Raw genomic sequence first — 12,458 nt, forward strand, 5'->3', positions numbered from 1 at the left:
CGCTCCAAATAGGCACCCACCGAACGATGCTCAACCACCACACCCTTCGGACGACCCGTCGAACCCGACGTGAAGATCACATACACCGGATGCGACAGCGCAATGGGAACCGACACCGGACCATCAGCGAAACCATCCGCCTCCGACAGGACCGACACATCATCGATCACCATCACCGGACGCGCATCACCAAGAATCTGCGCCACACGATCCGCCGGATACTCCACATCCACCGGCACATACGCACCCCCAGCCTTCACCACACCCAGCAACGCCACCACCAACTCCACCGAACGCGGCAGCATCACCCCCACAAACGACTCAGCCCCAACCCCACGTCCGATCAGCCACCGAGCCACACGATTCGACCAACGATCCAACTCCCCATACGTCAAAGACCGCCCGTCACACACGACCGCCACCGCATCCGGCGTCCGCGCCACCTGCTCCCCGAAGAGAACCGGCAACGACACACCCCGCGTCTCCCGCACCTCACCGTTCCACCCCACCAACACCCGCTCCCGCTCCTCCGGAGCCAGGACGTCCACGTCTCCCACCAGTTCGGCGGGGTCCGCGGCGATCCGCTCCAGGACGCGTACCAGGCGGTCCTGGTGGGCCTCGATCTCGTGGGCGTCGTAGAGGGCGGGGTCGGCGTCGAACTCGACGCGGATGCCGCCGCGCGAGGCGGCGGTGCCGTAGAAGTTGATCTTGAGGTCGTTGACCGGACCCGTGGAGAGCGGGTGCACGTCGGCGGGGCTGTCGCCGAAGGCGAGTTCGCCGGCGAAGGCCATCACGTTCACGGTGGGGCCGAGGCGGGCCTGGCGGCCGCCGGACAGGCCCAGTTCCCGTACGAGGTCCTCGCCGCGGAAGCGCTGGTGGCGGATGACGCCGGCGAGAGAGCGGGAGACCTCCGCGGTGAGCTCAGCGACCGTGCGGTCCGGGTCGGGCTGGACGCGGATGGGCAGCACGTTGACGAGGGCGCTGGGGGTGGTCAGGCCGGTCCGTCCGGTGCGGCCCGCCAGGGGCAGCGCGAACGTGACGTCGGTACGGCCGGTCATGCGGTGGTAGAAGACGGCCGTGGACGCGATGGCCAGGGCCGGCCACGGGACGCCCAGCCGCTCGGCGAGTGCCGTGAGCCGCTCGGCCAGGTCCTGCGGCAGCGCGCGGATCCGGCGCAGGCTGCTGTGGGTGCTGCCGGCGGTGCGATCGGCGAGCGAGAGGGGCTCGGGAACGTCCTGGAAGAGGTCGAGCCAGTGGGCGCGGTCCCGTTCCCGGCGTCGCGATCCCGCGTACGAGCCCTCGTCGGCGACCAGCCGGTCGAGGGAGACGAAGGGGGTGGGAGCCGGGGTCTCGCCGGCCAGGAAGGCCCGGTAGAGGGCGGCGACCCTGGCCGTGTAGACGGTGTGGCCGAAGCCGTCCAGGACCGCGTGGTGGTAGCGGTGCACGTAGAAGGACCGGTCATCGGCGAGGAGCAGAAGGGTCTGTGCGCTGAGCGGGCCCCGGGAGAGGTCGAAGGGCCGGGCCATCTCGGTGGCGGCCCAGCGGTGCGCCTCGGCCTCCGGGTCCGTCGTGTCGCGCAGGTCGACGACGCTCAGCGGCCGGTCGTCGGCCGGGGTGACCACCTGCCAGAGTTCCGGTTCGCCCTCGTCCGCGTCGGAGCCGTCCCGGCCCCCGGCCATGCCCGCGCCCGTGCCGGTGCCTTCGGCGAAGTACGACCGCAGGGCCTCGGTCTCCTCGACGCCCGCGCGGACCGCCCGGGCGAGGACGTCGACGTCCACGGGGCCGTCGATCTCGTAGTAGCCGCCGCAGTTGTAGAGGGGGCTGTCCGGCTGCAGTTGCTGGGCGACCCAGATGCCCAGCTGGGCGGCGGTGGTGGGTCGACGGAGCGTACGGGCGTCGTCGGACATGGACGAGCGGTCCTCTCGGGTCTGCGGAGTGGCGGCCTGCGGGGGCGGGGGCGGGGGCGGAGCGGGGAATGGGTGAAGGCGGGGGCGGTGCGGCCGGGTCGAGGGCCGAGGCCCTACGGGCCGATCAGGCGTCCTGCGCCGCCAGTTCCTCGATCAGCGCCTCGCTCAGCGCGTCGATCGTGGGGTTGTCCCACATGACGGTCGGGTCGAGGGAGATGTCGAGGTAGTCCTCCAGCTCGGCGGCGACGGCGAGCACGTAGAGGGAGTCGAGGCCGTAGTCGGAGAGCTTGACGGCGGTGTCGACGGTGTCGGCGGGCCGCTCCAGGTGGGCGGCGACGCAGTCGACGAGCCAGGTACGGAGGCTGTCGGCGGTGTGGGAGTCGATACCGGTGTCGAGGTCGGTGTCCGTGTCGGTGTCGATGTCCGTGCCGGGCATGAGTGCTCCTTGGAGAAGGTCGGAAGGGCGGGGCCGCGTCGGGGCGTGCGGCTCAGGGACGGTCGGGAAGGGTCCTGCGGGCGTGGTCGAACGTCGAGCCCGCCTCGTAACGGGCGACGAGCTCGCCGTACAGGCGCTCCTGTACGGCTCCGCTCGGCTGCGGGACCCGGCGGGAACTGCCGGTGAGGGCGAGGCCGGGGGCCGCGGCGAGGAGGTCCGTGTCGGTGAACTCGGCGACGGCCGGGGCCGCGAGGAGCGCCGCGAGCGGAACGGGCGCCGGGTCCGGGACGGGCCGGCCGGCTCCGAAGAGCGCGCGCTGGGTCTCGTACAGGAGCCGCTGGAAGGAGGAGTGGGCGCCCTCGCGGATGTAGAAGCGCGAGCCCATCACGACCGAGAGACGGTCCATGGCGCCCTGGAGGGCCCGGGGTGCGAGCGCCTCGGCCGCATGGGCGAGGGCTCCGGGCCGCTCGGGCAGCGGCTCGCTGCCGCGTACGGCGAGGGTGGTGAGGGCGTCGCAGAGGAGAAGGTCGGCGAAGGCGCCGGCGAGCAGGGTGCGCAGGGCGGGCAGGTCGCTCGCCGGGGCACCGTAGAGGTGACGGCTCCGCAGGTGGCGCACGGTGATCCGGAGGGCGGAGTCGAGGGCGCCGACTCCCGCGCCGACGGCGGTGGCGGCCGGGGCCCCGGCCGGCGGCGCCGGGGCGAGGGCGGGTGAGCGGCGGTGGAGGGCGCGCAGCGCGTGCAGCACGGACTCGGGGTAGCCCTCGGGGAGGTTCCAGGGGGTGCCGTCGAGGGGGCGACGGCCCTCGGCCGCGTCGACGAGAGCGCGGAAGCCGTGCGGGTTGGTGTCGTCGTAGGGGTCGCCGAGGGTCTCTTCCAGGCTGTCGGCGAGGGTGGCGGTGATCACGAGGCGCTCGCCTCCAGGTGGTCGAGCAGCGAGACGAAGGTCCCGGGCGGGCCGTCGAGCAGCAGGTCGGCGAGCTCGTCGAGGATGTCGGTCTCGGCCGCGGTGACGGGTTCGCCGAGGTCGGTGAGGGCCTTGACGAGGCAGCCGCGCAGCCAGGTGGTGTCCGCCGCCGCGGTGGTCGTGCCGTGCAGCCAGAGGTGCAGGGCGCCGGCGGCGGCGAAGCAGAGTTCGTACCGTTCGGCGAGGTCGAAGGCCTCCCCGGGGACGGCTCGGGGGGTGAACCGTACGGTCGCCATGGCCTCGTGGAGGCGGTGGGTGGCGTCGAGGAGCCGTTCGGCGAGGGACACGAGCGGGGCGAGGCTCTCGGCCTGGGCCCGGCTCTGGCTCCCGGGCTCCGTCCGGCCCTCGCCCCCGGTGCGGGCCCGGCTCTCGTCGGCGGCCCGTTCCCGCAGTGCCTCGACGGCCCTGGGGAGGCCCGCGAGGACCGAGCAGCCGCTCGTGGAGAGGAGGCTGAGCCCGGCCGGCCGGAAGGGGCGCGGCACGGTGTGCGGGGAGGCGGCCTCGGCGAGTGCCTCCGTGTCGGCGCGGCCCTTGCGGTAGCCGCGGGCGATGCGCGGGAACTGCTCGATCAGGGCGTTGCGGTTGACGAGGCTGCTGCCGTCGAAGATGCCGATGATGCGGTGGTCCCGCTCGGCCTTGGCGAAGTGTCCGTGGGGGTCGCCGGCGCCGAGGAGCCCGTGCGGCCCGAGCAGCTGGAGGAGCCGGGCGACGAGGGCGTCGACCTGGGCGGGGACGTACGCCTTGGCGACGGCGGAGATGACGCTCATCTCGCCGGTGAGGGAGTGCAGGGAGCGTACGGCGATCAGTCCGGTGGCCTCGGCGAGGAGGAGCCCGGCGGTGGCCTCGCCGAGTTCGCGCCGGATGTGGGGCCGGCCGGCGAGCGGGAGGTCACTGGTCGCGCCGTCACGCGGGTCGCCGTGGTGCGTCGCCGCGAAGTCGGCCGCGAGGCGCAGGGCGTGGTCCCCCGCGCCGAGCGACATCGCGGCGCAGCAGGTGCGGGTGATGTGCAGGGCCTTGACGATGATCTCGACGCCCTGCCCGACGGCGCCGATGAGCGCGTCCTCGGGGAGGTGGGCCCCGTCGAAGGAGATGCCGCTGATGTCGGCGCCCCGGATGCCGTACGTGGGCACCTTGGGGAGGCAGGTCCAGGCGCCGGGTGCGAGGCGGGCCTTGTCGACGAGGAACAGGCTGAAGCCGCGCGGTCCGCCCTCCTCGTCCGTGCGGGCGAGGACGGTCACGAGACCGGCCCTGGTGACGTTGTTGATGAGCCACTTCTCGCCGTCGAGGAGCCAGCCGCCGCCGGGGGCGGGGCGGGCGGTGACCTCGCCGGAGAGCAGGTCGCTGCCGTGGTCACGTTCGGTCAGGGCGCAGGAGACCACCTCGCCGTCGGCGATGCGGCTCCCCAGCCGCCGGGCGGCGTCGTCGTCCCCGGCGATCCAGGTGGACACGGCGCCTAGGTAGGTCTTGCCGTGGGCGGCGGCGACGGTGAGGTCGATGCGCGAGACGGCGCGGAGCAGCCGCAGGACGACGGTGAAGTCGGCGAGGTCGCCGCCGTGTTCGGCGGGGACGTACGAGCGGGGCAGTCCGGCCTCGTCGAGGGCGCGGCAGGCCTCGGCGGGGAAGGCGTCGGCGGCGTCGAGGGCCGCGAGCTCCTCCGCGCCGAACGGGAGCGCGGGACCAATGAGTTCGCGCAGTCGCCGGGTGAACGCGTCCACGGAGTGGGTGGCGAGACCCTCTCCGGCTACGGAGGTGGGGGCGGTGGCGAAGTCCGGCCCGGTGACGGAGGCGGTGACGGGGTCCTGCCCGGCGACGGAGGTGGATCCGGGGACCGAGGTGGATCCGGTGACGGAGGCGGTGACGGGGTCCTGCCCGGCGACGGAGGTGGATCCGGTGACCGAGGTGGATCCGGTGACGGAGGCGGTGACGGGGTCCTGCCCGGCGGCCGTTCCGGCCCCGTCGACCGTGCCCTGCCCGCCGGCCGCTCCGGTCGGGAGTGCCGCGGTGGTCATGCCGAGGCCTTTCCGGAGCCGGCGAGCGCCTCCTGGGCGGCGGCGGGAACCGGGCGCAGGAGGTTCTCCTGGTAGTCCGCGTACGTGGGTTCGAGGGCGCCCGCGCGGAACAGCTCGCGCATCGCGGAGCGCTGGATCTTGCCGCTGGTGGTGCGGCGCACGCCGCCGGGCCGCAGCAGCAGGACGGCGCCGACCGGGGCGCCGAACTCGCGGGCGACGGTGAGGCGCATGTCGGCGGCGAGCGCGCGCAGCCGCTCCTCCTCCTTGATGCCGCGGACCTCGTGGGTGACGACGAGGACGTCCTCCTGGCCCGGGTCCCGGCCGGGGACGGCGAAGCAGGCGCCGACGAGGCTGCCCAGTTCGGTCTGCTGGGCCCGGAGTTCGTGCTCGATGTCCTGGGGGTAGAGGTTGCGGCCTCGGAGGATGAGGACGTCCTTGATGCGGCCGGTGACGAACAGCTCGCCGTCGTGGACGGTGCCGAGGTCACCGGTGCGCAGGTGGCCGGTGATGCCGTCGGCGGTGGTCGCGCCGAACTCGGCGGGGTTGGTGGCCTCGCGGTTCCAATAGCCGTGGCCGATGACGGGGCCGCGCAGCCAGATCTCGCCGACGCCGCCGTCCGGCAGGACGCGGTGGGTGTGGGGGTCGACGACGCGGAGCTCGGCGCCGGTGACGACGCCGCAGGAGGCGACGGGGCGGCCGGGCTCGCCGTCGGCGACGGGCCGGAACTCGTTGCGTTCGAGGGCCTCGACGTCGACCAGACGGGCGCTGTGCGGGACGTCGAGGGCACCGGAGACGAAGAGGGTGGCCTCGGCCATGCCGTAGCAGGGGCTGAGGATGTCCTGCCGCAGGCCGTACGCGGTGAAGCGCTCCCGGAAGGCGTCGAGGACGGAGGCGCGGACGGGCTCGGAGCCGTCGACGCCGAACCGCCAGCGCGAGAGGTCGAGGCCCTCCAGCTGCGCGTCGGTGATGCGGCGGGTGCACAGCTCGTACGCGAAGTCGGGGGCGGCGGAGGTGTGGACGCCGAAGCGGTCGATCATGTGCAGCCACAGATGGGGCCGCTTCAGGAAGGTCGAGGGGCTCATCAGGACGGTGCCGGCACCGCTGAGGACCGGCGGCAGGATGATGCCCATCAGGCCCATGTCGTGGAAGTGCGGGATCCAGCCGCCGAGCGGGGTGTGCTCGTCGAGTCCGAGGACGCGGACGAGGTTCTGGCTGTTGTGCAGCAGGTTGCCGTGGGTGATCACGACACCCTTGGGGTCGCCGGTGGAGCCGGAGGTGTACTGGAGGACGGCGAGGGTGTCGTGGTCGGTGGCCGGCATCGTCCAGCCGTCGGGGCCGGGACCGGCGCCGTCGTCGGTGACCAGCAGGGGGAGGCGGTCGAGGCCCTCCTCCTCGATCCAGCTCTCGACGTCGCCGCGGGTGACGGTGTCGGTGAGGATCGCGGCCGCGCCCGCGTCGTCGGCGATGCGCACGACACGGTGCCGCTCGTGGCGGTACCGGCCGGGGAGCGAGGAGGGGACGGCGACGGCTCCGGCGTAGAGGCAGCCGAAGAAGGCGGTCAGGAAGGCGAGTCCGGCGGGGTAGAGCAGGACGACCCGGTCGCCCCGGCCGATGCCGGCGGCGTGCAGTCGCACGGCGATGCTCCGGGCCTCGGCGTCGAGCTCCGCATAGCTGAGGCGGCTCGCGCCGTCCTCGCGGAGCGGGTCGGTGACGAAGGTCGCGGCGGTCCGGTCCGGGTCGCTCTCCGACCGTCCGACGAGAACCGCCGTGACACTGGGGGCGGTGACGATTGCCGCCATATTCGATGCCCTGCCCTTCGCGTTCGCTGAATCGTTCGCTGGATCACGCACTGGATCGTGCGTTGGATCACGCACTGGTTCGTGCGCCGGATCGTGCGCCGGCCAATTCGCCGGACCGTTCTCCGGATCGTTCGCCGAATCGAAATTCCTGCCGCACCTGTCCGGCACTGCGGGATTCTTTCTAGCGATGCCGGTGAGGCCCGGGGAAGGCGCCTGACAGCAAACTGCACGGTGCGGCGGCCGGGCCCGCGGCAGGGCCCGGATTGACCGCCCGGGGCTCTGTCGAGAGCCCGCCCGGGGGTCCAGTACCGGCCAACGGCAAGGCCGTTGGGCCAGGCCCGAGGCCAGTAGAGTCGGTGCGCGGGGGTCTGTCCGAGCCCGATTCGCCGGACAGTGCCCCGGGCGCGCGGGCCGCTTCAGGGGCGCGTTCCCGACGGCCTGCCGCTGTTTCCCGCATTCCCTCCAATCCGCCGAGCGATCGGCGTACCGGTCCTGACGCCGGAATACGCCGGCGTTCCAGAGACCGGATGTCCCATGAATTCCACACCTGACCCCATGAATTTCTCACATGCCGGTGCGACGCCTTCCGTGCTGCTGACCGGAACGTCCTCCGACGCCCACACCTGGAATCTGGTCTATCTCCAGCTCGTCCTGGAGGAGATCGGCCACACCGTGGCGAACCTCGGGCCCTGCCCACCGGACGACCTGGTGGTGCGCGCCTGCCTCGAACTGCGGCCCGGACTCGTGGTGGTGAGCAGTGTCAACGGACACGGCTTCAACGACGGGCTGCGGCTGATCCACGCGCTGCGGGCGGTTCCCGAGCTGGCCGGTACGACCGTCGTCATCGGCGGGAAACTGGTCACCGACGGTCTGCGCAACGTGGGCATGGTCCGCCGGCTGACCGCCGCCGGCTACGACCGGGTCTTCGACGACGGGGAGCTCGCCGACTTCCGGGCGATGGCGGCCCGGTCGCCGTACCGAGCCGTGTCGTGACGACGGCGCCCGCGTCCGCGGGGCCGCACGACGACACGGCCGGGTCACGCGGCGATACCGCCGGAGCCCCCGGAGCCTCCGCGAGTTTCGGCGCCTTCGTCGCCCGGGCGTACGCGCGGGGCGAGCTGGTCGTGCAGCCGAGGATGGGCTTCGGCGCCCCCGGTCTGATGCGCGAGGGGCTCGAACGCACCCGGGCGGCCGAGGCGGTGACCGTCGGCACCCTGACCCTGGACAGCTACACCCGGGTCAACGACCTGCCCGCCGCCCGGCGGGCCGTCGCCGAGGGGGTGCCCCTCAACGGCTATCCCCTCTGCACTCACTCCCCCGCCGTGTCCCGGGACCTGCTGGACGGTGTGCACGGCCCCGGTTTCCCGGTGCAGGTGCGGCACGGTTCGCCGAAGCCCGAGCACATCGTGGCGGCCCTGCTGTCCGTGGGGCTCGACGCGACCGAGGGCGGTCCCGTCTCGTACTGCCTGCCCTACGGCCGTACGCGGCTCGACGAGGCGGTCGCCAGCTGGCGGACCGCCTGCGCGATGCTCGCCGCGACGGACGCATGGGCCGCCGACGGAGGTGCGTCCCGGCTGCCGCACCTCGAAAGCTTCGGCGGCTGCATGCTGGGGCAGTTGTGCCCGCCGTCGATGCTGGTGGCGATCAGCGTCCTGGAAGGCGTCTTCTTCGCCCGGCACGGACTGCGCAGCATCTCCCTGAGCTACGCCCAGCAGACCAGCCCGGCCCAGGACCTGGAGGCGATGGCGGCGCTGCGGGCGCTCTCCGACGAGCTGCTCCCGGACATCGACCGCCATCTCGTCGTCTACGCCTACATGGGCGTGTACCCCACGACCCGACCGGGGGCGCTGTCGCTCCTGGAGGCCGCCGCGCGGCTGGCGGTGGAGTCGGGCGCCGCACGGCTCATCGTGAAGACGGCGGCCGAGGCGCACCGTATCCCGACGATCGCCGACAACGTCGAGGCCCTCGAGACGGCGGCGCGCGCCGCGCGGTCGGCGGCCCGGCGGCCCTTCGGCCCGTCCGCCCTCGACACCGAGGTGTACGTGGAGGCCCGCGCGCTCGTCCACACCGTCCTCGGGCTCCACGAGGACATCGGCGAGGCGCTGCAGCTCGCCTTCCGGCGCGGGCTGCTCGACATCCCGTTCTGTCTGCATCCGGACAACGCCGGTCTGGCCCGGAGCTTCATCGACTCCGACGGGCGGCTGCGCTGGTCGGACACCGGGCGGCTGCCGCTGCCCGCCACGGCGGTGGCGGCCGCCCGGAAGCTGACCTCCGCCGATCTGCTGACCGCGCTGACCCGTGTCCAGAGGACCTACGACCCAGGAGGCATCCGATGACCGTCCCGACCCCGCTGCCGCACCGCCCGGCCGGCGCGCTCTGGCAGGGCAGCAGCGCTCCGGCGCAGCTGTTCATCCTCACCGGCCGTTCGGTGCGGGCGCATCTGACCCACCGTCGGGCGATGGTGCTCAGCATGCTCCAGCCGGTGTTCATGCTGCTGCTGCTCAGCCAGGTCTTCGGCAGCATCGTCGACCGCGGGCATCTTCCGGCGGGCGTGGGCTACATCGACTATCTGCTTCCGGCGCTGCTCGTGACCACGGGCATCGGCCCGGCGGTGGCCTCGGGCATCGGCCTGGTGCGGGACATGGACAACGGGGCGGTGGCCCGGCTGCGTACGCTGCCGATCCACGCCCCGCTGCTGCTCATCGCCCGCAGCTTCGCCGATCTGCTGCGTACGGCCGTGCAGTTGGTGATCCTGCTGGTCGTGGCCGTGGTGCTGCTCGACGCCGACCCGGCGGGCGGGCCGCTCGGTCTGGCGGCGGCGCTGCTGCTCACCTGCGCGGTGGTCTGGGCGATGACGTGGATCTTCCTGGCCCTGGCGGCCTGGCTGCGGAACGCCGAGGCGATGCAGAGCGCCGGCTATCTGGTGACGTTCCCGCTGATGTTCGCGTCCAGCGCGTTCGTGCCGGTGGACCGGCTGCCGGGCTGGCTCCAGCTGCTCGCGCGGCTCAATCCGCTCTCGTACGCGATGGACGCGGCGCGGGCGCTCGCCCTGGATCTGCCGCTGGGCACCCAGGTGTGGGCGGCCCTGGGCACGAGTCTGCTGGTGGCGGTCGTCGGTTCGGCCACGGCCGTGTGGGCGTTCCGCCGTCCGGTGGCCTGACGCACCCCCAGCGCCGGGCCCGCTCGTCCTCCTTCTCCTCCCTTCCCCGTTGGTCCGTTCCCCCGCGTCCGGACCCGCATCCGAACCCGCGTCCGAACCCTTCACGAAACGGAGACAGCACCATGACCGAAGTGAGCACCGACTCCCCCGCCCGTCCGGACCTGGCACCCCCGTCCGGCGCCGACCCCGTCGCCTGGGCGGCGGCGCACCGGACCGAGATCCGGGAGCTGGTGGCCCGGCACGGTTCGGTCCTCGTCCGGGGTCTCGAACTGGACGGGCGCGAGCGGGCCGTCGCGACCGTCGGCGCCGTCCTCGGCGAGGAGGGCATGGCGGAACGCGAGGGCTTCGCCCCGCGCGACGCGTACGGGCCGCCGGGTGTCTACTCGTCCTCGCACTGGCCGGCGGACCAGCCCATGTGCATGCACCACGAGCTGAGTTACGCGGCCCGCGCCCCGCGGCTGCTGGCCTTCGCCTGTGTCACGCCGCCGGCCTCCGGCGGGGTGACGGCGCTCGCGGACGCGCGGGCCGTGCTCGCGGACCTGCCGGCGGAGCTGGTGGAGCGGTTCGAGCGGGACGGCTGGCGGCTGACCCGGCACTACAACCCGTTCGTCGGCATCGGCTGGCAGGACGCGTTCGGCGGCGCCGACCGCGACGAGGTCGAGCGGTACTGCGCCGAGAACGGCGTCGAGACGCGCTGGGACGCGGACGGTGGACTGCGGACGGCGCAGACCCGGCCGGCGGTCGTCGCCCACCCCGAGACGGGCGAGCGCTGCTGGTTCAACCAGATCGCGTTCCTCAACGAGTGGACGATGGCCCCCGAGGTACGGGAGTTCCTCACGGCCGAGTTCGGGCCCGAGGGGCTGCCGTTCAACACCTTCTACGGCGACGGCACCCCGCTGGACCGGCCGACGGTGGACCTGGTGAACGAGGTGTACGAGCGGCACACGGTCCGCGAGCCGTGGCGGCGGGGCGATCTGCTGGTGGTCGACAACGTGCGCACGGCGCACAGCCGTGAGCCGTACCGCGGCGAGCGGGAGATCGTCGTCGGCCTCGGCGAGCCGTTCCGTCCCTGACCGCCCGTACGAGGAAGGGCCGCACCCGGTCTCCGGGTGCGGCCCTTCCTCGTGGCGCGGCGGACGGTCAGTCGAAGCTCAGCGTGCGGTACACGGTGACGTTGCCGACGAGTTCCTGGCAGGCCTGGGCGGCCGCGGCGAGCTGAGCCGGGCAGTCCGGGGACGCCGTGTCGAGCAGGATGCCGAGCGTGGTGCCGCTGTGGCCGACGACGACGCCGAGGCCGCCGACCTCACGGCAGATGTCCGTCATGCCGTCCAGGGACCACTTGTGGCGCAGGACCTGGTTCATCCGGGCGCTGGCGGTCGCGACCCGGCCGGTCTCGGCGAGGTCGCGGCGGGCGATCGCGCCGGTGATCCGGTCGAGGAGGCGGGCGTACTCGCGCTTGTCGGCGGCCGTGAACGGCTTGGGGATGCTGTTGAAGGCGACCGTGTCCACGGCGCCGCCCTCGTCCGCGCTGACCACCGCCATGGAGGGCAGCGAGCCGAGCACGGACCGCAGCCGCACGGTGCGGTGGTGGAAGGCGACGATCGAGGAGTAGAGCACCCCGTCGGTCGGTTCGATCCTGGCGAGGTAGGTCTCGATGCGGCGCGGCGGCATGGCCTCGTCCAGGGCGTTGGCGACGGCCCGGGCGGTGGCGACGAGGTCGGCCGAGGAGCTGGCGAGGCCCTTGCCCTCGGGCAGGGTGCTGTGGATCTTCAGGAGGCCGCCGGCGGGCAGGCCCGCGTCCTCCATGATCATCGAGGTGAGGGCGAGGGCCTTCTTCTTGTGCGGCGGCCAGACCCGGAGGACGTCGGTGGTCGGGTCGGGTTCGAAGCGGGCCATGGCCCAGCGGGCGACGGGCAGGGTGACGAGGAAGTCCCCGTTCTCCTCGGGGAGGACTCCCTGGAGCAGTTCGCCGAAGGTCCCGAAGGCCGTGCTGACCCCGGTGGTGACGGTCGCGGCGCCGGCCCGGGTGGTGGCCGCCCCGCGGCCGGGCCGGGGGTCGGGTGTCCCGGGGGTCACCGTCGCGGCGCCGGCCCCGGTGGCTCCGAGGCCGTCCTCAGCGGTGACCGTCGCGGGGTGGGCGGCCGGGGTGAGCAGGTCGGTTGTGGTCGTCACGTGGCTCCCTC

The 12,458-nt window shown here is 73.3% G+C and carries 10 protein-coding genes; 4 read left to right on the top strand and 6 right to left on the bottom strand.

Features of this window, described 5'->3' with window-relative positions; translation table 11 throughout:
• The 5 genes from ACH4MY_RS36660 to ACH4MY_RS36680 all read right to left on the bottom strand — a co-directional run.
• Positions 1–1,907, bottom strand: a 1,907-nt coding sequence (locus tag ACH4MY_RS36660; RefSeq protein ID WP_398008961.1) for a condensation domain-containing protein, incomplete at its 3' end; no start/stop codon positions are given.
• A gap of 124 nt (positions 1,908–2,031) precedes the next feature.
• A complete protein-coding gene (locus ACH4MY_RS36665; protein ID WP_398008963.1) occupies positions 2,032–2,343 on the bottom strand; it encodes an acyl carrier protein in 312 nt (103 codons plus the stop codon).
• 52 nt (positions 2,344–2,395) lie between these two features.
• Complete coding sequence (locus tag ACH4MY_RS36670) at positions 2,396–3,247, bottom strand: acyl-CoA dehydrogenase family protein (RefSeq protein ID WP_398008965.1); 852 nt, start codon at positions 3,245–3,247, stop codon at positions 2,396–2,398.
• The gene (locus tag ACH4MY_RS36675) at positions 3,244–5,316 is read right to left on the bottom strand and encodes an acyl-CoA dehydrogenase family protein (RefSeq protein ID WP_398008966.1); all 2,073 of its coding nucleotides are present in this window, start codon (positions 5,314–5,316) and stop codon (positions 3,244–3,246) included. The genes ACH4MY_RS36670 and ACH4MY_RS36675 overlap by 4 nt, the downstream gene beginning before the upstream one ends.
• A complete protein-coding gene (locus ACH4MY_RS36680; RefSeq protein WP_398008968.1) occupies positions 5,313–7,115 on the bottom strand; it encodes a fatty acyl-AMP ligase in 1,803 nt (600 codons plus the stop codon). The genes ACH4MY_RS36675 and ACH4MY_RS36680 overlap by 4 nt, the downstream gene beginning before the upstream one ends.
• Positions 7,116–7,670: 555 nt before the next feature.
• Between ACH4MY_RS36680 and ACH4MY_RS36685 the strand changes: the two genes are divergently transcribed.
• From ACH4MY_RS36685 to ACH4MY_RS36700, 4 genes are all read left to right on the top strand, one after another.
• Positions 7,671–8,108, top strand: a complete 438-nt coding sequence (locus ACH4MY_RS36685) for a cobalamin B12-binding domain-containing protein (RefSeq protein WP_398008970.1) — start codon at positions 7,671–7,673, stop codon at positions 8,106–8,108.
• On the top strand, positions 8,105–9,451 hold the full coding sequence (locus ACH4MY_RS36690; protein ID WP_398008972.1) for a methylaspartate mutase: 1,347 nt from the start codon (positions 8,105–8,107) through the stop codon (positions 9,449–9,451). The genes ACH4MY_RS36685 and ACH4MY_RS36690 overlap by 4 nt, the downstream gene beginning before the upstream one ends.
• Positions 9,448–10,275 carry an ABC transporter permease gene (locus ACH4MY_RS36695; RefSeq protein ID WP_398008973.1) on the top strand — a complete coding sequence of 276 codons (828 nt, stop codon included), beginning with the start codon at positions 9,448–9,450 and terminating at the stop codon, positions 10,273–10,275. Before ACH4MY_RS36690 ends, ACH4MY_RS36695 begins: the two co-directional genes overlap by 4 nt.
• 122 nt (positions 10,276–10,397) lie before the next feature.
• Positions 10,398–11,348 (top strand): TauD/TfdA family dioxygenase, encoded by a 951-nt coding sequence (locus ACH4MY_RS36700; protein ID WP_398008975.1) that lies wholly within the window; start codon positions 10,398–10,400, stop codon positions 11,346–11,348.
• Positions 11,349–11,415: 67 nt separating this feature from the next.
• On the opposite strand, the gene ACH4MY_RS36705 is transcribed toward ACH4MY_RS36700, so the two are convergent.
• Positions 11,416–12,447, bottom strand: a complete 1,032-nt coding sequence (locus ACH4MY_RS36705; protein ID WP_398008977.1) for a kinase — start codon at positions 12,445–12,447, stop codon at positions 11,416–11,418.
• Positions 12,448–12,458: the final 11 nt, after the last annotated feature.

Origin of the sequence: Streptomyces sp. NPDC017246, from assembly GCF_044331325.1 — a bacterium.
Taxonomy (GTDB): domain Bacteria; phylum Actinomycetota; class Actinomycetes; order Streptomycetales; family Streptomycetaceae; genus Streptomyces.

What these genes read in the sequence shown, in the direction of transcription:
- ACH4MY_RS36695 (WP_398008973.1), top strand. Translation starts at nt 9,448, where the DNA reads ATGACCGTCCCGACCCCGCTGCCGCACCGCCCGGCCGGCGCGCTCTGG.
- ACH4MY_RS36700 (WP_398008975.1), top strand. Translation starts at nt 10,398, where the DNA reads ATGACCGAAGTGAGCACCGACTCCCCCGCCCGTCCGGACCTGGCACCC.
- ACH4MY_RS36675 (WP_398008966.1), bottom strand. Translation starts at nt 5,316, where the DNA reads ATGACCACCGCGGCACTCCCGACCGGAGCGGCCGGCGGGCAGGGCACG.
- ACH4MY_RS36665 (WP_398008963.1), bottom strand. Translation starts at nt 2,343, where the DNA reads ATGCCCGGCACGGACATCGACACCGACACGGACACCGACCTCGACACC.
- ACH4MY_RS36680 (WP_398008968.1), bottom strand. Translation starts at nt 7,115, where the DNA reads ATGGCGGCAATCGTCACCGCCCCCAGTGTCACGGCGGTTCTCGTCGGA.
- ACH4MY_RS36685 (WP_398008970.1), top strand. Translation starts at nt 7,671, where the DNA reads ATGAATTTCTCACATGCCGGTGCGACGCCTTCCGTGCTGCTGACCGGA.